16 protein-coding genes are annotated in these 18,652 nt (G+C 53.7%); 13 read left to right on the top strand and 3 right to left on the bottom strand.

Annotation, left to right across the window (positions count from 1 at the left end; all coding sequences use genetic code 11):
- Positions 1-78 precede the first annotated feature (78 nt).
- The 3 genes from mreC (at position 79) to VFT64_07205 (ending at position 1,749) form a co-directional block, all read left to right on the top strand.
- Positions 79-903: a rod shape-determining protein MreC gene (gene mreC, locus VFT64_07215; protein ID HEU5047614.1), complete on the top strand. Its 825-nt coding sequence runs from the start codon at positions 79-81 to the stop codon at positions 901-903.
- Between the two features lie 138 nt (positions 904-1,041).
- Positions 1,042-1,323: a hypothetical protein gene (locus VFT64_07210; GenBank protein ID HEU5047613.1), complete on the top strand. Its 282-nt coding sequence runs from the start codon at positions 1,042-1,044 to the stop codon at positions 1,321-1,323.
- Positions 1,324-1,581: 258 nt separating this feature from the next.
- The gene (locus VFT64_07205; GenBank protein HEU5047612.1) at positions 1,582-1,749 is read left to right on the top strand and encodes a hypothetical protein; all 168 of its coding nucleotides are present in this window, start codon (positions 1,582-1,584) and stop codon (positions 1,747-1,749) included.
- 204 nt (positions 1,750-1,953) lie between these two features.
- On the opposite strand, the gene VFT64_07200 is transcribed toward VFT64_07205, so the two are convergent.
- Both VFT64_07200 and lpdA read right to left on the bottom strand, forming a co-directional pair.
- Positions 1,954-4,593 (bottom strand): sensor histidine kinase KdpD, encoded by a 2,640-nt coding sequence (locus tag VFT64_07200; GenBank protein ID HEU5047611.1) that lies wholly within the window; start codon positions 4,591-4,593, stop codon positions 1,954-1,956.
- 173 nt (positions 4,594-4,766) lie between these two features.
- The gene (gene lpdA / locus VFT64_07195; GenBank protein HEU5047610.1) at positions 4,767-6,167 is read right to left on the bottom strand and encodes a dihydrolipoyl dehydrogenase; all 1,401 of its coding nucleotides are present in this window, start codon (positions 6,165-6,167) and stop codon (positions 4,767-4,769) included.
- Between the two features lie 280 nt (positions 6,168-6,447).
- Between lpdA and VFT64_07190 the strand changes: the two genes are divergently transcribed.
- Complete coding sequence (locus VFT64_07190; protein ID HEU5047609.1) at positions 6,448-7,113, top strand: GNAT family N-acetyltransferase; 666 nt, start codon at positions 6,448-6,450, stop codon at positions 7,111-7,113.
- Between the two features lie 85 nt (positions 7,114-7,198).
- A complete protein-coding gene (gene obgE / locus VFT64_07185; protein ID HEU5047608.1) occupies positions 7,199-8,215 on the top strand; it encodes a GTPase ObgE in 1,017 nt (338 codons plus the stop codon).
- Between the two features lie 39 nt (positions 8,216-8,254).
- On the opposite strand, the gene VFT64_07180 is transcribed toward obgE, so the two are convergent.
- Positions 8,255-8,932 (bottom strand): GNAT family N-acetyltransferase, encoded by a 678-nt coding sequence (locus VFT64_07180; GenBank protein ID HEU5047607.1) that lies wholly within the window; start codon positions 8,930-8,932, stop codon positions 8,255-8,257.
- 214 nt (positions 8,933-9,146) lie between these two features.
- On the opposite strand from VFT64_07180, the gene miaB reads away from it, so the two are divergent.
- From miaB to glmS, 8 genes are all read left to right on the top strand, one after another.
- A complete protein-coding gene (miaB, locus tag VFT64_07175) occupies positions 9,147-10,520 on the top strand; it encodes a tRNA (N6-isopentenyl adenosine(37)-C2)-methylthiotransferase MiaB (GenBank protein ID HEU5047606.1) in 1,374 nt (457 codons plus the stop codon).
- A complete protein-coding gene (locus tag VFT64_07170; GenBank protein ID HEU5047605.1) occupies positions 10,513-11,499 on the top strand; it encodes a PhoH family protein in 987 nt (328 codons plus the stop codon). The genes miaB and VFT64_07170 overlap by 8 nt, the downstream gene beginning before the upstream one ends.
- Positions 11,492-11,983 carry an rRNA maturation RNase YbeY gene (ybeY, locus tag VFT64_07165; GenBank protein ID HEU5047604.1) on the top strand — a complete coding sequence of 164 codons (492 nt, stop codon included), beginning with the start codon at positions 11,492-11,494 and terminating at the stop codon, positions 11,981-11,983. The genes VFT64_07170 and ybeY overlap by 8 nt, the downstream gene beginning before the upstream one ends.
- A gap of 4 nt (positions 11,984-11,987) precedes the next feature.
- Positions 11,988-12,902 (top strand): hemolysin family protein, encoded by a 915-nt coding sequence (locus VFT64_07160; protein HEU5047603.1) that lies wholly within the window; start codon positions 11,988-11,990, stop codon positions 12,900-12,902.
- A 281-nt stretch (positions 12,903-13,183) separates the two neighbouring features.
- A complete protein-coding gene (locus tag VFT64_07155) occupies positions 13,184-13,957 on the top strand; it encodes an ABC transporter permease (GenBank protein HEU5047602.1) in 774 nt (257 codons plus the stop codon).
- Between the two features lie 3 nt (positions 13,958-13,960).
- On the top strand, positions 13,961-14,740 hold the full coding sequence (locus VFT64_07150) for an ABC transporter ATP-binding protein (protein ID HEU5047601.1): 780 nt from the start codon (positions 13,961-13,963) through the stop codon (positions 14,738-14,740).
- Between the two features lie 36 nt (positions 14,741-14,776).
- Positions 14,777-16,534, top strand: coding sequence for a hypothetical protein (locus VFT64_07145; GenBank protein ID HEU5047600.1), 1,758 nt, complete (start codon positions 14,777-14,779; stop codon positions 16,532-16,534).
- A gap of 92 nt (positions 16,535-16,626) precedes the next feature.
- Positions 16,627-18,450 carry a glutamine--fructose-6-phosphate transaminase (isomerizing) gene (gene glmS / locus VFT64_07140; GenBank protein ID HEU5047599.1) on the top strand — a complete coding sequence of 608 codons (1,824 nt, stop codon included), beginning with the start codon at positions 16,627-16,629 and terminating at the stop codon, positions 18,448-18,450.
- Positions 18,451-18,652: the final 202 nt, after the last annotated feature.

Genomic DNA, 18,652 nt, shown 5'->3' with positions numbered 1-18,652 from the left:
TGCTCTTGTTTTCAGCTTATAAAAATTCTATACTATTCTTGTTGTGTAAAGCACCATCTAAAAGGCAGGATTTGATACGTGAAGCATAACTATTTCCAGACCAGCGTACTGACGATAAATTACCGGCCTATCATTGCCCGTCTGGCGGTTATGTCGATGCTTATCGCTTCCATCTGGCTGGTTTCCCAGAGCAAGAATCACAGTGATTTCGAGCGCCATGTCCGCATGGGGCTGGCCGACGTGCTTGCGCCTGCGGTCAACGTGCTGGCCAAGCCGCTGGATACCATGGCGGCTGCGGGGGCATGGGTGCAGGAAACGATTCACTTGCGGGATGAGAACGCTACGCTGCGTTATGAAAATGCCCGCCTGCGCGAAGCTTATTCTTCCGCATTGCAGATCAAGACGGAAAATGAACGCCTGAGAGCATTGCTCAAATTTGCTCCTGTAGGCAAGCAGACTTATACCTCCGCCCGGGTGGCAGTGGATGCGGGCGGACTTTATTCCCGCTCCGTGCTTATTACTTCCGGTACGGATAACGGCGTGCAGCAGGATTCCGCTGTCATCAATGACAAAGGTATGGTGGGCCGCGTGATCGAAGCCGGGGATAAAACCTCCCGTGTGCTGCTGCTGACGGATATCAACTCACGTATCCCGGTCATGGCGGAAGGCTCGCGCGAACATGCTATCGTGGCAGGGGACGACAGCGACACGCTCTCCCTGCTTTACCTGCCGGAAAACAGCAAGCTTAAAGTGGGCGAGAAGATCGTCACTTCCAGCGACGGCGCGTTGCTGGCTCCGGGGCTTCCCATCGGTATCGTGACTGCTATTTCCAAAGACAAGGTCACCGTTAAGCCGTATGTGGATTGGTACCGGCTTGAATATATCAGCGTCATAAATTTCTAAAACGTCCGGGTAGCGCCCCTAAATTTGCCGTTGCCGCAGTAAATCCCCATACTCCAATGCTACTAGAGTCCGGCAGTTGCGGGAGTTGTCCATAGTGTCTTATAAAGGCGAACGCGAGCGGCGATTATAGGGGAAAATATGAATATAATTTCGAATATAGTTTCTATATTGGCTGCGATTTTCGGCATATGGGCTGCCTGGCTGTGGCTAAAAGCCAGCCGTATTAAGATAAAACCATCAATTCCTACAACAGCTTCCATCTCCGATGCGCATGAATTACATACAATGAGAAATCAGGTGGATATTGAATCTATTATTGTGGCCTCAAAGGAGGTGTGTGAACTTAATAGAAAAGCTGCCTTATGGACTGCATTATCTATCTTCCTGACCGCACTTTCTTCATGGAAATATACACATTAGACACTAACGCCCACTATGTCTTGCTCCCATAGAAATTCCATGTATTAGCAACGCTTCCCTTTTTGTGGGTGGAAAAGATCTTCGGAATATCACCGCATTAGCGGAATGCTGTTTCTATATATTATTGAGAAATCTTAAGACTTATATCCTCATTACGCTTTATCCTTATCGAACAATGGCTTTCTTATGTTAAGGCGCGCAATAGTCACGCTGCGCTTCAACGGGCGCATAGGCAAAATCGATTTCTAGGAGAAGCTTATGGCAGAGAATATCCAGGAAGTGTCCGGCTATATCGGTGACGAACCCGGCCAAACGATTGTGCCGGCGAAAGCATTGCTGCGGCCCCGCAGTTTCCGCCCTGCACCGGTCCGTCGGAGTGTTCAACCCCAGAAACCCAGAATAAGGGAGGTGCAGATACAGGATTAATATTATCATTGTTGGTTGTGAATTACAGTAAAGGGCGGGAGCATTCTTCCGCCCTTTATGTTTGAAGAGTTTATTTAATTGCGTTCAGGCGCTTTCGCGCCTTGGCGCCGCGCGGGCTGCACCGCCCAATGCGGCTAGTCGTCGCTTACGCTCCTCCGGGGGGCATGTTGAGGGATTCGCAATTTTATATTCTTGGAGTTTTAGTTAACGCGGGATGGGCAATGTAAAGTTGAAGACGGCGCCGCCTTCGGAGCGATTTTCGGCCCAGATGCGGCCTTTATGGGCGGCGATGATACCCTGGCAGATGGCCAGGCCGAGCCCTGTACCCTTTCCAGCACTCGTGCGGCTTGCCGTGTAGAATTTATCAAAGATGCGTCTCTCATCATTGAGCGGAATGCCGGGGCCGTTATCCTCAATACTCACCAGAATATCGTTTTCGACTTTACCGATCCTGATTTCGATTTTGCTCTCCAGCGGTGTATATTTCACGGCGTTCTCGAGCAGGTTGCCTATCACCTGTTCGATCATTCCGGCATCGACCACCACCATCGGGAGATCCGGATCGGCATGGAGTTCGACCTGATGCTGCGTAAGCACGCTGGCAAGGCGTTCCAGCGTTGCCTTTACCATGGCCTCAACCGAGTGGGGCTGTTTGTCCAGATGCAGTGAGCCGGATTCCAGGCTCATGACGTCCAGTAGGTTTGTAATGATGCGTGAAAGGCGGCTTGCCTCCTGATTGATGGAGCCTGCAAGGTCGCGTATTTCCTCGCGCGCAAGCTTGCCCTCATCCATGATAATGGCGCCGGAGGCTTCCGTGATAGAAGCCAGCGGAGAGCGCAGATCGTGCGAAACGGAGTTCAGCAGCATATTGCGCAATTTTTCGCTTTCAGCATCCACACTCAGGCGCTCTGCTTCCACAGAGGTATTCACGCGCTCGACGGCTGAAGCAAGCAGGCTTGCAAAGGTTTCCGCCAGCGAAACCTGTTCAGGGGTGAATTTCTTATCCGCTCCCTTAGGGGTAAGGCCCAGTACGCCAAGTTTCTTTTCAGAGGTGAATAGCGGAACGTAGAGCGTTTCAGCGCTCGGCATCGTATCCGTTCCCAGTCCTGCGATTTTGGCGTTGTCGAAACACCATTGCATCAATCCGGCTTCCTTGATCTCGTCACGCTGCTGCAACTCACCGCGGATAAGCTGGAGATGGCGGTCCCTGTCGGGCAGCGCCACGAGAATCTCCGCGCCGATCATATCGTCGATATGCCTTGCGGTGACTTCGCTGATGCCTTCATAACCGCGCGTTACGGCAATTTCACGCGCAAAGGCATAAAGAAGCTGCGTGTTACGCTCACGTTTGCGCGCAAATTTAGCCTGCAGGCGCAGGCGGGAAGCATAAGAGTTGATGACAAGGCTTGTGACCAGCATGACGATCATGGTCATCCACAGGGTCTGGCTTGTGAGGTCTATCTCGAAAGAGCGCGTGAAAAAGAAATCGAAGAAAAATGCGCTTAAGATAGCATATAAAATAGAGGGGCCGCGCCCCAGCCCTGCCGAAACCAATATATTGCCGATCAGATAAATGACCATCTGGTCTTCGAGGGGAATATAGGGGCGCAGGAGAATGCCCAGTGCCGTGCAGGCGGCAAAGATCGCCAGGCTCTGCGTATAGAGCTTGGGCTTGAATTCCAGCAGGTCGCTCGTGCTGCGCAGTCCGCTTTCTTCCGGCGCTTCACCTGTCACGACATAGACGTCGATATAGCCGCTGCGCTGGATCACCTTGTCGGCAAGCGAGCCGACGATGAAGTCATGCCAGCGCGAGCGTCCCGTCTTGCCGATCACGATTTTCGTAATGCCATTCTCAAGCGCATAGGTAATGATTTCATCCACGGCGTTCGTGCCTTGCAGGATCAGCGTCTTACCGCCCAGGCGTTCCGCCATGCGAAGGTGGTTTTCCACGGCTTTTTTGCCTTCGTCGCTCAGACGGTAATGGCGGGCATTTTCCACATAAACGGCTGTCCAGGGGGCGCGGAGCGATGCCGCCATGCGCTTGGCGGAACGAATCAGCTTTTCCGAGAGGTGGTCGTGGCCAATGCAGACGATGACTTTGTCGGCCACGGGAACGATGTCTTTCAGCCCCTCGCGGCTCTTATAGGCATCCATCTGCGCATCCACACGCTCTGCGGTGCGGTGCAGGGCCAGTTCGCGCAGCGCGATGACATTGCTCTTCTTGAAGAAGTTATTCTTGGCTGCAAGCGCACTCACATGCACCTTGCCTTCCTCCAACCGCTTCAGAAGCTCATCCGCATTGATATCGATCAGGACGATATCTTCCGCCTTATCGAAGATGGAATCCGGTACGGTTTCCTTTTCCCATACGCCTGTGGTGCTTGCCACCAGATCGTTCAGGCTTTCCAGATGCTGAACGCTCAGGGTGCTGTAAACGTCGATACCGGCATCCAGTAATTCTTCAATATCGCTCCAGCGCTTCAGGTGGCGCGCGCCATACATATTCGCATGCGCCAGCTCATCCAGCAGCAGAACGGCGGGTTTGCGCAGCAGCGCCACGTCCAGGTCGAACTCCTGTTGCGTCACGTTCATATATTCGCGTTCCAGCGACGGAATCATCGGCATGCCTTCGAGCAGCTTGATGAGTTCCGGGCGACCGTGCGTCTCAACCATGCTTGCCAGCACGTCCACCCCTTCGCGCAGGCGCTGATGGCCCGCGGATAGCATGGCATAAGTCTTGCCCACGCCCGCACAAGCACCGAAGAATATCTTCAGCTTGCCGCGTGTAGGAGCGGTTTCACGGGAGGCGGCATCGTGATGAGAATCTGTATCGGATGTTTGCATTATATTGCCTGATGCGCGCTGCTAATGTTCGCAGGCTTCGGGATTCACCCCGCATTATGGACCAGTTATATGAAATTGCCAGTAAAAAACCACCTGTAACAACAAGTGGTTTTTCTTAAAATCGTATGAGGAGGAAAAGAAAGGAGCCTCGCTTTCACGAGGCTCCTCTTTGATTACATGTGGATCACTTTGCCGTAAGCGTCCAGCACGGATTCGTGCATTGCTTCGGAGATGGTCGGGTGCGGGAAGACTGTGTGCATGAGATCGGCTTCCGTGCCTTCCATGGTCTTGGCGACCACGTAGCCCTGAATCATTTCCGTCACTTCCGCGCCGACCATATGCGCACCGAGCAGTTCGCCTGTTTTCGCATCGAATACGGTTTTGACAAGCCCATCCGGTTCGCCCAGTGCGATTGCCTTGCCGTTGCCGATGAACGGGAACTTACCCACTTTCACCTGATAACCAGCGTCCTTGGCGGCTTTTTCGGTCAGGCCGACACTTGCCACCTGCGGCATGCAGTAAGTGCAGCCCGGGATGTTTTTCGTGTTGAGCGGATGGACATCTTTCTGGCCTGCGATCTTTTCCACGCAGATCACGCCTTCATGCGACGCCTTGTGTGCAAGCCATGGCGCACCGACGAGGTCACCGATTGCGTACACGCCCGGCTCACCGGTCGCGCACCATTTATCGACCACGATATGCGTCTTTTCCACTTTTACCTTCGTGCCTTCCAGCCCGAGATTTTCCGTGTTGCCCACGATGCCGACCGCTAGGATCACGCGGTCTACAGTGATGTCGGAGCTCTTGCCGTCCACTTCCACCGTAGCGGTGACATTGTTCTTGCCCTTCTTCAGCGCCTTTACGGTCGCTTTGGTCATGATCTTCATGCCCTGCTTTTCGAACTGCTTGTGGGCGATCTTGGAAATATCTTCATCTTCCACGGGCAGGATGCGGTCCATCACTTCCACAACGGTCACTTCCGCGCCCATGTTACGATAGAAGCTGGCGAACTCGATACCGATCGCGCCGGAGCCGACCACGAGCAGGGATTTCGGCATCACATCCGGCACCATGGCTTCTTTATAGGTCCAGACGAGCTTGCCGTCCGGCTCTAAGCCCGGCAGGGTGCGTGCGCGTGCGCCGGTTGCCAGAATAATGTGCTTTGCAGTCAGTTCGCCGGTTTTGTTGCCGTCTTTCTCCAGCGCCACTTTGCCTTTGCCGGCGAGTTTGCCGTAAGCGTCGAATACGGTAACTTTGTTCTTCTTGAGCAAGCCTTTGACACCGTTCGATAATTGAGCGGCAACTCCGCGGGAGCGCTTGACCACCGCTTCGAGGTCGAACGACACTTTGCCGACGCTGAAGCCGTAATCTGCGGCGTGATTCAGCAGGTGGCCGACTTCCGAAGAGCGTAGCAGCGCCTTGGTTGGGATGCAGCCCCAGTTAAGGCAGATGCCGCCCAGATGCTCGCGTTCCACTACGGCCGTCTTCATGCCGAGCTGCGCCGAACGGATCGCCGCTACATAACCACCCGGCCCGCCGCCGATAATCACTACGTCAAAGCTATTGTCGCTCATTTTTTGTTCCTTTTTTTAATTGCTCCCGCTTCGGCCTGCTGGCCTGCGCGATGAGCCTGACACTTCGGTGACTGAAGAGGCTCGCCTACTGGCTCGCTTCTTTGCCCCCATTTCCTTTAATCATTTCCGTTCCGGCCTACTGGCCTTCGCGATGAACCTAACGCCTTCGGCGACTGAAGAGGCTTGCCTACTGGCTCGCTTCCTGTCCCAATACACTACCTAAATACAGCGAATTACTATATAAGGGGATAATTTTTATAATCAAAAAGAAAATAATCTTATGAAAATTCCCTCTATCCCCCTTAATGACGAGCTGGAATTAACGGAGGTCTATCCCTCAGATAAGGGCAGAATCCTTGAGATAGTCAATGCGCCGGGCTATTTATACCCTATATTAAATGGCAAATTGGGCGCGGATGGAAGACGTATGCCCGCAGAAGAAAGCATCGATGAATTTCTTCGGGATGAGGTGGTTCGGAATCAGCAGATTACTCCCCGCACCGGTTATATTTTTGCGGTTCGCGAGCAAAGAGGCGAAAAACGTTTTATGGGTATGGTTGAAGTGGTCGATCTTAATAAAGACGGAGATGCGGAGCTTGGTTATGGGGTGGCAACAGAGCTTCAGGGGACAGGCGCCGCGCTACGTGGTGTGGTGAAAGCAGTAGACTATGCCATGACGAAGCTGGGTGTTAAAACGTTGAGGGCAACGGTTGACCCGGATAATGCTCCCAGCATCAGAATGCTGGACCGCTTTGGTTTTACACAGGAAGGGACTCCTTATCCCAGTACCAGTTATACGGATCTGGAAGGAGGGCAACGGCTGCGGCAAAATATGCGCGTCGATGAGGCGACACTGAAAGAAAAATTATACGAGTTGAAACAAGCCCTTGGATATTCTTCGGTGCGCGTATCACCTGCAGATCCTTTTCCGCAACGTGGGGTTTAGGCCGCTGTTTGCAAATTAAAGTTTTTGAATAAACGCAATTATGTGTATATAACGCCACAATCCTTAAGATTATTAATGAATTTGTATGAAATTTCTCGATGAAGCCAAGATTTATGTTCGCAGCGGTGATGGCGGGGCGGGAGCCGTCAGCTTCCGGCGTGAGAAATTTATCGAATATGGCGGGCCGGACGGCGGCAATGGCGGGCGTGGCGGAAGTATTATTATTGAGGTTGCCGATGCGCTTAACACGCTGATCGACTACCGCTACCAGCAGCATTTCAAGGCCAAGAAAGGCGAGCAGGGCAAAGGCGCACAGCGTAGCGGGCAGGCGTCAGAGGATCTGGTGCTGAAAGTGCCAGCGGGCACGGAAATACTGGCGGACGACAAGGAAACCGTGCTTGCGGATATGACCCAGGTGGGGCAGCGTATGGTGCTGCTCAAGGGCGGGCGCGGCGGTATGGGTAATGCGCATTTCAAAAGCTCGATAAATCAGGCACCTAAGCATGCACAGCCGGGAGAGCCGGGTGAAGAAATGTGGATCTGGTTGCGCCTTAAGCTCTTTTCCGATGCCGGGTTGCTGGGCATGCCCAACGCCGGAAAATCCACGTTTCTTGCCGCGGTTTCGCGCGCGAAGCCGAAGATTGCAGATTACCCGTTCACCACGCTCACGCCGCAGCTTGGCGTTGTCTATATTGACGGGCACGAGTTCGTGCTCGCGGATATTCCGGGGCTGATCGAAGGCGCGCATATGGGCGTGGGGCTGGGGCTCAAGTTCTTGGCGCATGTGGAACGCTGCGGCGTGTTGCTGCACCTGATCGACGGCACACGGGATGATGTGGTGGAAGCTTACGAGACGATCCGCAATGAAATCAGTGAATATAGTGATAAGCTTGCGGGAAAACAGGAGATTGTCGCGCTTAATAAATGCGACGCCCTGACGCCGGAAGATATTAAAGAGAAGGTTAAAGCGCTGAAGAAGGCGAGCGGCAAACCTGTCCATGCGATTTCTGCTGCGGCGGGCATGGGCGTTGAGGAATTACTGCGCGCCATGTGGAAGGTGATTACCGAGGTGCGTGCTGTTTCTGAAGGAGCAAAAGAGTAATCGTTATTCTATTATTGGCGAAACACCAATAGAATAAAATTATCTGCCACTCCGGCCTTTTGCAGCAGCTTCCTGTTGTATTGCCTGAATATGCTGTAGCAGCCTTTCTTCCGTTGTGACGTATTGCACGCGCCTGCCGGGTGAACCATCCGCTTCTGTATAACCGCGCAATTGCCCGTCTGCGCCAATAATGCCTCCTCGCCCTAACTGAGCATCTTCTTTTAGCTCATATCCGAGTTTCTCCAGTACCTTGCGGCTGGCGATATTATCCGGATGCGCTTCGGACCATAAGGGCTTTATACCCATCTTAAGCGCTTTTTCTATAGCAATGGCGCCTGCAAGAGTGGCCAATCCTTTTCCCTGATGTTCCGGGGAAATAAAATAGGCCAATTCTGCCTGGCCATCTCTTTCATGCTCTCCTCCCATAAACTCAATAGCTCCTACAACTTTTCCGGAAGCCCGCTCGCGAATCGCCAGATACATTGTACGCCGAGGTTCCTGTGTTTGGGCCAGCAGAGCTTCATCATGCAAATATGTATGTACATTATCTTCAACCGACATCCTGCTGCCATCTGCTGCGGAATACGCGTTAAGCCCGGAGTAAACAAAACCCGGCATTTTTGCAATCCTCAGGAGTTCCGCTTCATCCCTTGCCGCAAACTCTGTCAGGATAAACTGGCTATTAATGGGAATAGGCTTTTCTATAAGGGTTGTCATAAATCGAGACTCATCTTCTAGCAGAGGGTGAATATATAGTTCTTTGCCTGCAATTGTATCATATTAAGGGTTATCCATAGTAATCAAAATATAAATGCATTGCAGCCCAAGGCAATTAAGATTATGAGCGACCTGCTAAATCTGGGCGATTTCTGCAGGATCGTAAAAAATACTGTAAATTCTATAGGAAACACTATATTATACGCGTAAATATATGAGTAAGAAGCTTTACATTAAAACCTATGGTTGTCAAATGAACGTCTACGATTCCGATCGTATGGCGGATTTGATGGCCCCGCACGGCTATACGGCGTGCGATACGCCGGATGAGGCCGATCTGGTGGTGCTTAATACCTGCCATATTCGCGAAAAAGCTGAAGACAAGGTGTATTCCGACCTTGGGCGTATGCGTAAGTTGCGGGCAGAAAAGGAAAAAGCGGGTGGTGGCAAGATGCTGATCGCGGTGGGCGGCTGTGTCGGCCAGGCGGAAGGCGATGAAATCACGCGCCGTGCGCCGTATGTGGATATGGTGTTCGGCTCGCAGAGCTATCATACACTGCCGGATCTGGTCACAAGGGCATTGCGCGGAGAGCGTCCCGAAGCGAGCCTTGATTTTTCTCCCGAGCCAAAATTCGATTTTCTGCTGGAGCAATCTTCTGCCCCCGGTAGCACCTTCGGCAAAGCCGAGTTTGTGACGGTGCAGGAAGGCTGCGATAAATTCTGCACATTCTGCGTGGTGCCGTATACACGCGGGGCGGAGCTCTCCCGCAAGGCGGGCGATGTGATGACGGAAGTTCGCAATCTTGCCGAGCGCGGTGTGATGGAAGTGACGCTGCTCGGTCAGAATGTAAATGCTTACCATGGTACTGGCCCGGATGGCAGCGACTGGACGCTTGCGAAGCTTATCCGCGAAATTGCAAATGTGGACGGTATCGAGCGCATCCGTTACACGACCTCGCATCCGCGTGACATGGATGATGAGTTGATTGCCGCGCATGGTGAAGTGGAAGAGCTCATGCCGTATCTGCATCTGCCGATCCAGTCCGGTTCCAACAATACCCTTTCCAAGATGAACCGCAGGCATCAGGCGGATTTTTACCTGAATATCATAGAGAAACTGCGTAAGGTGCGCCCTGATATTGCGCTTTCGTCGGATTTCATTGTCGGTTTCCCGGGTGAAACTGATCTGGATTTCGCGGCGACGCTGCGGCTTGTGGAAACGGTCGGTTATGCACAGGCCTATTCCTTTGCGTATAGCCCACGCCCCGGCACGCCCGCTGCCGCCGATGAGAATCAGGTGCCGCAGGAAGTGAAGAATGAGCGCCTCCAGCAATTGCAGGCACTGCTTGTTCGCCAGCAGACGGCTTTTAACAAGGCGAGTGTCGGCAAGAGCATGAAAGTGCTGCTCGACCGCAAGGGTAAGTTTGAAGGGCAGCTGCTTGGCAAAAGCCCTTATATGCAGTCCGTCCATGTACAGGATGCGGAAGTACATGTGGACAGTATCGTAGAAGTGACTATCACGGAAGGGCATCAGAACAGCCTGACCGGCATTATCGGAAACCCAGAAGAAAGGCAACGCGTTGGATAATAATAGTAAAACCGAAACCGTCAGCATGCAGTTCGCTAACAACGCTTTGTTGCCGACCCTGTACGGTGAAGACGATAAGAACCTGGTAAAGCTCGAAAAAAGCTTCGGCGTTGTGGCAACATCGCGCGGCAATATGCTTTCTTTCTCCGGCGCTCCCGCTGCCGTCCAGAAAGCGCAGGATGTAATTATGTCCATCTACAGCAAACTTGAGAACGGGCTGGAAGTAGGTTCGGCTGAAGTGGATGCCGCCATCCGCATGTCGGTTCCTGCAAAAAACAGCAAGCGTGTGCCAATCAGTACGGATATTTTCATCAAGACGCAGAAAAAGACGATCAACCCTTACTCGCAGAAGCAGGTCGAATATATTGACGCGCTGCAGAAGCATGACATGGTCTTCGCGCTTGGGCCTGCAGGCACGGGCAAGACGTATCTGGCGGTGGCGCATGCCGTGTCGCTGTTTCTCAATAACCGCATCGACCGCATCATTCTTTCGCGGCCGGCGGTGGAAGCGGGGGAAAAACTTGGCTTCCTGCCCGGTGACCTGAAAGAAAAGATCGACCCGTATCTGCGTCCGCTTTACGATGCACTGTATGACACAATGCCTGCAGAACGTGTGGCGCGCCATGTGGAAAACGGCGAAATCGAAATCGCGCCGCTTGCCTTTATGCGTGGCCGTACGCTCGCCAATGCCTGCATCATCCTGGACGAAGCACAGAACACCACGCCGACCCAGATGAAAATGTTCCTGACCCGTCTTGGCGAAAACTCCCGCATGATCATCACGGGCGACCTTTCCCAGACCGACCTGCCGAGGGATGTGAAATCCGGCCTCGCAGATGCAGTCAAGAAGGTCGAGCATATCGAGGGCATCAAATGCATCCGCTTCGGCGAGGGCGATGTTGTGCGCCACACGCTGGCCGCCAAGATTGTGCAGGCCTATGACGAGTGGGAAAAGAAAAAGCGTAACGGCCATGCCTGACGGTAGTAGTAAGAAGCCTGCGGGACGCAGGCAAGCAACTTCACCTGCTGCTGAGATTAATATCCAGCGCATAAGCGGTGAGTGGTCGCGCGCGGTGCCGGGTTATAAGTGGCAGATCGAGTTGTGGTGCCGTGAAGCGTTGGGCAAAAAAAGCGGCGTGCTTTCAGTCGTTCTGGCGGATGATGCATTCGTACAGGGACTGAATCATCAGTATCGCGGTAAGGACAAGCCGACGAATGTATTGTCTTTCCCCGGCGAGGGTGAAGAGTTGGGCGATATCGTGCTTGCGTTTGAAACGCTCAAGCGCGAAGCGAAAGAACAGAAGAAGAGTTTCCGCGCGCATTGCGCGCATCTGGTTGTGCATGGGGTGCTGCATCTGCTCGGCCATGACCACGAAAATGACAAAGACGCCGCGCGTATGGAGGCACAAGAGATTGCCATGCTCGCAAAACTTGGTTTTTCCAACCCTTATGAGGTAGCATAATCCTATGGCACAGGAAGCACGTAAACCCCGGCATTCCGAACCCGACCAGGAAAGTCTCAGCAGGCGTTTCCGGCTGTGGCTGCGCGCCAACATCAGCGGAAGGAATGCGGACGCATCGCTGAAGGAAGCGATCGAGGAAGTCCTCGAGGAGCATGAAGAAGAAGGCGTGGAAGAACTGCGCGACGAAGAGCAGAAAATGCTTAAGAAAGTGCTGAATTTCGGCGTGCTGGAAGTCAGCGACATCATGACCCCGCGTTCCGATATTAAAGCTGTGGAATGCAATATTTCGCTTGCGGACCTGAAAGAACATCTGGTCCAGAACTTTCATACGCGCGTGCCGGTTTATAACGACACGCTCGACAATATTAAGGGCTTCATCCATGTGAAGGACCTGATCCCGTTATTTGCGGGTGACGGCGTATTCAATATGGCGTTCGTGCTGCGTGACGTGCTGTTCGTACCGCCCTCGATGAAGCTCACCGACCTGTTGCTCAAGATGCGTGCGGAAAGCGTACATATTGCGATTGTTGTGGATGAATATGGCGGCACGGACGGGCTTGTGACGCTCGAGGATATTTTCGAAGAGATTGTCGGGGACATTCAGGACGAGCACGATGAAGATGATGTGCTGGCGCAACTGACCTGGAATGCGGAAGGTTTCTGCGATGTCGATGCGCGCGCGCGTATCGAGGCGCTGGAGCAGGCGCTTGGCCTTTCTTTGCATGAGGAAGACGAAAATGCGGATTACGACACGCTGGGCGGTCTGATTTTCTATAAGCTTGCGCATGTGCCGATTGACGGGGAAGTCATCGAATACCGCGACGGGGTGCGTTTCGAGATTCTTTCCGCCGACCCGCGCATGATCAAGATGGTGCGAATTTTCAAAAAGCCGGAGATTACGACTACTGATGTAGAGTAATTATTATGTGGGGGATTCTCCCCCACGCTTATGCTCCCCCTCGCTTCGCGGGGTCGTCGTATAGGACTCCTCCGCGTACCCATGATAGGATTAGGTTGAATCGCTCCTGTTTCGGCCTTCTGGCCTTCGCAATGAGTCTGACGTCTTCGGCGACTAAAGTGCTCAGCCTGCTGGCTTCGTTGCCTGCACTGGTTTGTAAAGGGCTTTAAGCTTTAGGCCCTTTTCCTCTTGACCCGGTGCGTGCAATCGGTAATCTTTCCCGAGCATTTCAAAGGTTTTATATGAATTTTCTTGCCAGCATAGGAAGGGTGTTTCTTGCTTTCCTCGCTTCCGTCGGAAGGCTTGCCATTTTTGCCATCGAAGCGATTATCACCGGTATCCGTCCACCTTATTACCCGCGCCAGATTCTGCGCCAGATGATTGATATAGGCTATTTCTCGCTGCCCGTTATCGGTCTGACCGCCGTGTTTACGGGGGCCGTGCTGGCGCTGCAAAGCTATTCCGGTTTTTCCCGATTCAATGCGGAAAGCTCCATTGCGACGGTCGTCGTGCTTTCCATTACGCGTGAACTCGGTCCGGTGCTTTCGGGCCTGATGGTGGCAGGGCGTATCGGCGCAGCGTTCGCTGCCGAGATCGGCACGATGCGCGTGACCGAGCAGATTGACGCGCTCACGACGCTTTCCACCAGCCCGCAGAAATACCTGGTGTTTCCGCGCCTGCTGGCCGGTGTGCTCATGCTGCCTTGCCTGGTGGTGATTGCGGATATTATCGGCGTGTTCGGCGGCTATCTGGTGAGCATTCATAAGCTTGGCTTTTCGCCGGTGCCGTACCTCATCAGCACGTTCGACTTTTTGAAGCGTATTGACGTTGTTTCCGGCCTTGTGAAAGCGGCGGCGTTCGGTTTCATTATTGCGCTCATGGGCTGCTATCACGGCTATCATTCCAAAGGCGGCGCGCAGGGCGTGGGTACGGCGACCACGAATGCGGTGGTCTCGGCCTCGATCCTAATCTTCTTCGCCAATTATTTCCTCACTGCATTGTTTTTCGGGTCGTAGCATATGGCAGACACTCCCAAAATCGAATTGAAAAACGTGCATAAGAAATTCGGCAGCAAGGTCGTGCTGGACGGAATTTCGCTTACGATTCCCAAGGGCGAATCGCTGGTAGTCATCGGTGGTTCGGGCACGGGCAAATCCGTCCTGCTCAAATGCATTCTTGGGCTTTTGAAACCCGATTCCGGCAGCATCAAGATTGACGGCGAGGAAGTGACACAATTACGCGGTCGCGCACGTGAAGATTTGATGCGTAAATTCGGCATGCTGTTTCAGGGCGGTGCGTTGTTCGACAGCTTAACAGTCTGGGAAAATATCACGTTTGCTGTGCGCCAGAACCAGTCCATGACCGTGGCGCAGGCGAAGGAACTGGCCGTGCAGAAACTGAAATCGGTGGGGCTTACGCCGGAAGTGGCGCTGCAGCGCCCGGCTGAGCTTTCCGGCGGCATGCAGAAGCGCGTGGCGCTTGCGCGCGCGATCTGCGCTAATCCGGATATTATCTTCTTTGATGAGCCGACAACCGGACTTGATCCGATCATGGCGGACGTAATCAACGAGCTTATCATCCAGTGCACGAAAGAACTCGGGCTTACAACGCTTTCCATTACGCATGACATGGCCAGCGCCTGCAAAATCGCTAATAACGTGGCGATGCTTTATGAGGGTAAGATCATCTGGATCGGTCGTGCGCAGGAGATATATCACAGCAAGAATCCGTATGTGGATCAGTTCGTGCACGGACGCGCGCATGGACCGATTACGGATAATAAGTTTACAAAAGCGTAATTTGACGCGTCACTAAGGCCGGGGTAAGTTCTACCTATGCGCGATTTTATTCCTGAAGGTAATCATGGCCGTTCCGGCGCAGTAGCGGATTATATCGCTGCCTCGCTGCTGGGGCTGATGTTTATTCCGTGTGTGCTGTTTATCGCGTCTTTGTACGCGGACCTGCAGGCATGGCGGTGGTCTATTCCGGTGGGCGGTGCAGCGTTTGTTCCGGTATTCTGCCTTATTTTCCTGCGCGGACAGCGTTTGTGCATAAAACTTGCCGCTGTGGCGCTGCTTGTTCTGGTGCTGGCGAAAGCCTTCTGGCTCGCGCATTTGTTCTACGATACCAGCAATGACAGCATGACCTATCATGCGGACGCCATTCTGCAGCTGCTGGCGGGCGTCAATACGATCTATCAGTGGATGCACGGATTTGACGATCTTTGGGTGAATCATTATCCCAAGATTACCTGGTATTTCGCGGCGCTGGTGACGCACTGGACGGGCAATTACAATTTTGGCAAGATCGACAACGTGATGCTGATGACGGCGGTGCTGGCCTATCTCTACAGCTTTCTCAGGGTGCGCGGATTCAGCGCGGGCAGTGCATTGCTTGCGGCTGCGGCAGCAAGTGTCAACCCGGTCGTCATCTCCCAGATCCACACATTTTATGTGGACGGTGCGCTTGCATCGCTGACGACGCTTGCCCTGTTTTCCGGTGTAGCGCTGCTTGGGCGCACGCGTTGCCAAGCAGCCGACAGCGAGCCCGAAGCGTGCGTAAGACCGCCGTTGCGGCATATCGACCTGTTTGTCTTCGTCAGTTCCGCCTGCCTGCTGATCAATATCAAGTTCACGGGGGCGGCCATGGTTGGGATTATCGCCATGGTCGATGGTATCATATGGCTTTCACGCTGGTACCGGAGCCGTGCGAAAGAGGATTTTCGAGGCGGTGTGAAGCTTGTTTACGTGATGGTGCTGGCTGGGCTTTTGGGCGGCGTGTTCATGGGATATGATCCGTATATACGCAATATGCTGGAGGAGGGCAACCCGCTCTACCCATTGTTCGGCGCGCAGAAGACGGATGTAGTGGCAGCGCAGAGCCCGAAATCGTTCAATGAGAATCATACCTCGACGCCGGTGCGGGTGGTCAAATCTATTTTCAGCCGTGCCGGTAACATCATCTATCGTGTCGGCGGAACGGCAGAGCCGCGGCTGAAACTTCCGTTCTCCGTGAATATGGAAGAGCTGGACCTCTATGCGTATAACGACATCCGCATTGGCGGATGGGGTGTGCTGTTTTCGGGAATATTCTGCTGCGCATTGCTTATTTATGCGCTGACACCTGCCCGCAAGGATGCGGAAATGAATGCCATCCTTGTCATGATCCTGATCTCCGTACTGATTAATCCCGGGAGCTGGTGGGCGCGTTACGCACCGCAGATTGCCCTGATTCCGCTCGTAATGGTTATTCCCGCGCTGGCTTCCCGCATCGGGCGTCACCGTATCGCCGCGGGAGTCGTATGCCTGTTGCTATTTGCCAATTCGGCGCTGATTGTCGGTCCCAATACGGACGAGGCGGCCTTGGAAAACAGCCAGATTAAGCGCCAGATCAGCCATGTGCTTGCAGTTTGCGGCAAAGGCGAGTATGAAATCTCCGATACGCAAGGTTTCCATTTTGAGCAGATACTGGCTCAAAACGGCATCCGGGTTGTGTATCCTGCGGAGGATGTGGCAAAGACCCATTCAAAAAGTGAGCTTTTCCCGTTGCTTAATGTATATCTTTACAAGCCGGGATGTAAGCCGCGGATGTAACATTCCGTAACAAAGCTTTACTTGTCAAACGGTTGATTTGTCCCTAGTATCCGCACCTCTTTTTTTAATCACTATTTGCAGGAATTATTACCATGTGTGGCATTGTAGGCATTATCAGCAACGAACCGGTCGCGGTCAGGCTTTTGCAGGGATTGCGTCAGCTTGAATATCGCGGGTACGACTCGTCGGGGATTGCGACTTCAAGCGCGCAGGGTTTGGCCCGTATCCGTGCGGAAGGCAAGCTTGTAAACCTGGAGAAGGCTGTCCATGCGAAGGGCCTGGAAGGTAATACCGGTGTCGGCCATACGCGCTGGGCAACGCACGGCCTGCCGACTGAAGCCAACGCCCATCCGCATGCAACCGAGCGCGTGGCGCTCGTGCATAACGGCATTATCGAGAACTTCCGTGAACTGAAGCAGGAACTGCAGAACAAGGGTGTCGTATTTTCCTCGCAGACGGATACGGAAGTTGTCGTGCATCTGATCGACCAGCAGCTGAAAGCCGGAAAGGCTCCCAAGGAAGCCGTTGCATTGACGCTTAAACAGCTGGAAGGCGCGTTTGCGCTTGGTATCGTGTTTGCTTCGCAGCCGGACCTGCTGATTGCCGCGCGTAAAGGCTCGCCGCTTGCAATCGGTTACGGCAAGGACGAAATGTTTATGGGGTCGGATGCGACTGCGCTCGCGCCCTATACTTCCAAAATTGCTTACCTTGAAGATGGTGACATGGTCGTGCTGACGACGAAGAGCGCGGTGTTCTATGACCGTGACAATAAAGAAGTAACCCGCCCCGTCAAGACGACGAGCCTGACCGGTGCCGCTGTCGGCAAGGGCGAATTCCGTCACTTCATGCTCAAGGAAATCTACGAGCAGCCGACCGTGATCGGGGAAACGATGAGCGTGTTCTGCGATTTCACGAGCGGCAAGATCGAGCTTGCGAAAATGCCGTTCGACCTTGGCAAGATCAACAAGATTACGCTGGTAGCCTGCGGCACGTCTTATTACGCGGCGCTGGTTGCGCGTTACTGGCTGGAAGATATTACGCGCCTGCCGGTGGAAGTGGATATCGCTTCCGAATACCGTTACCGCAATGTGGCGACCGTGCCCGGAACGCTGGCTATTTTCGTCTCCCAGTCCGGTGAAACGGCGGATACGCTTGCGGCACTGCGTGCCACCAAAGCGGCTGGCCAGCATTCCATGGCGATTGTGAACGCGCAGGAAAGCACCATGGCGCATGAAGCGGATGTCGTTGTTCCGACCTATGCCGGTATTGAAATCGGCGTGGCTTCCACCAAGGCCTTCACCACGCAGCTCGTTACGCTGGCTTGCGTCGCCATTGCCATCGGTGAAGCACGCGGCGCGATCAAGCATGAAGAAGCTGCGCGCCTGATCCATGCGCTGGCGGAAGTGCCCTCGCGCATTGTGGAAGTGCTGCATAATGAAGAGCGTATCGCACAGGTTGCCGCAGGCATTTCCTCCGCGCGCGATATTCTCTATATCGGCCGTGGCGGGAGCCATGCGATTGCGCTTGAAGGTGCGTTGAAGCTCAAGGAAATCTCTTACATTCACGCGGAAGGCTATGCGGCCGGTGAACTCAAGCACGGTCCGATCGCACTGATCGACGAGCATGTGCCCGTGATCGTCATTGCGCCGCATGATCACCTGTTCGAGAAGACCGTTTCCAACGCGCAGGAAGTGGCTGCGCGTGGCGGCAAAGTGATCGCGATCAGCGACGCAAAAGGCTGCAAGGAGCTGGCGGATATCGCAAGCGCCGTCATTGAGATGCCGGCGGTCGATGCATTCGCTGCGCCGATTCTCTATGCACTGCCTATCCAGCTGCTGGCATACCATGTGGCGGTGCAGAAGGGCACGGACGTGGACCAGCCGCGAAACCTCGCGAAGTCGGTTACGGTGGAATAGTTTTTGTTGTTGTAAGGGGGCGAGTACGTCGCCCCCTTCGCTTACGCTTACCCCCTCGCCTCGCGGGGTCGTCGCTTCGCTCCTCCACGAAACATATACATAATAGTGCTTTGGTGTTGGGATGGTCTGCTCGTCAGGCATGTTTGCATGTGTACTCTCCTGTGAGAAACCTTGCCAATTTCGCGTGGGTAGAATAAGGTGA

It is taken from the genome of Rickettsiales bacterium (assembly GCA_035765535.1).
In the GTDB taxonomy this organism is placed as follows: domain Bacteria; phylum Pseudomonadota; class Alphaproteobacteria; order Rickettsiales; family JABCZZ01; genus JABCZZ01.
This window is presented reverse-complemented; position numbering and strand designations above follow the sequence as displayed.

What these genes read in the sequence shown, in the direction of transcription:
- VFT64_07210 (HEU5047613.1), top strand. Translation starts at nt 1,042, where the DNA reads ATGAATATAATTTCGAATATAGTTTCTATATTGGCTGCGATTTTCGGC.
- VFT64_07205 (HEU5047612.1), top strand. Translation starts at nt 1,582, where the DNA reads ATGGCAGAGAATATCCAGGAAGTGTCCGGCTATATCGGTGACGAACCC.
- VFT64_07200 (HEU5047611.1), bottom strand. Translation starts at nt 4,593, where the DNA reads ATGCAAACATCCGATACAGATTCTCATCACGATGCCGCCTCCCGTGAA.
- lpdA (HEU5047610.1), bottom strand. Translation starts at nt 6,167, where the DNA reads ATGAGCGACAATAGCTTTGACGTAGTGATTATCGGCGGCGGGCCGGGT.
- VFT64_07190 (HEU5047609.1), top strand. Translation starts at nt 6,448, where the DNA reads ATGAAAATTCCCTCTATCCCCCTTAATGACGAGCTGGAATTAACGGAG.
- obgE (HEU5047608.1), top strand. Translation starts at nt 7,199, where the DNA reads ATGAAATTTCTCGATGAAGCCAAGATTTATGTTCGCAGCGGTGATGGC.
- VFT64_07180 (HEU5047607.1), bottom strand. Translation starts at nt 8,932, where the DNA reads ATGACAACCCTTATAGAAAAGCCTATTCCCATTAATAGCCAGTTTATC.
- miaB (HEU5047606.1), top strand. Translation starts at nt 9,147, where the DNA reads ATGAGTAAGAAGCTTTACATTAAAACCTATGGTTGTCAAATGAACGTC.
- ybeY (HEU5047604.1), top strand. Translation starts at nt 11,492, where the DNA reads ATGCCTGACGGTAGTAGTAAGAAGCCTGCGGGACGCAGGCAAGCAACT.
- VFT64_07160 (HEU5047603.1), top strand. Translation starts at nt 11,988, where the DNA reads ATGGCACAGGAAGCACGTAAACCCCGGCATTCCGAACCCGACCAGGAA.
- VFT64_07155 (HEU5047602.1), top strand. Translation starts at nt 13,184, where the DNA reads ATGAATTTTCTTGCCAGCATAGGAAGGGTGTTTCTTGCTTTCCTCGCT.
- VFT64_07150 (HEU5047601.1), top strand. Translation starts at nt 13,961, where the DNA reads ATGGCAGACACTCCCAAAATCGAATTGAAAAACGTGCATAAGAAATTC.
- VFT64_07145 (HEU5047600.1), top strand. Translation starts at nt 14,777, where the DNA reads ATGCGCGATTTTATTCCTGAAGGTAATCATGGCCGTTCCGGCGCAGTA.
- glmS (HEU5047599.1), top strand. Translation starts at nt 16,627, where the DNA reads ATGTGTGGCATTGTAGGCATTATCAGCAACGAACCGGTCGCGGTCAGG.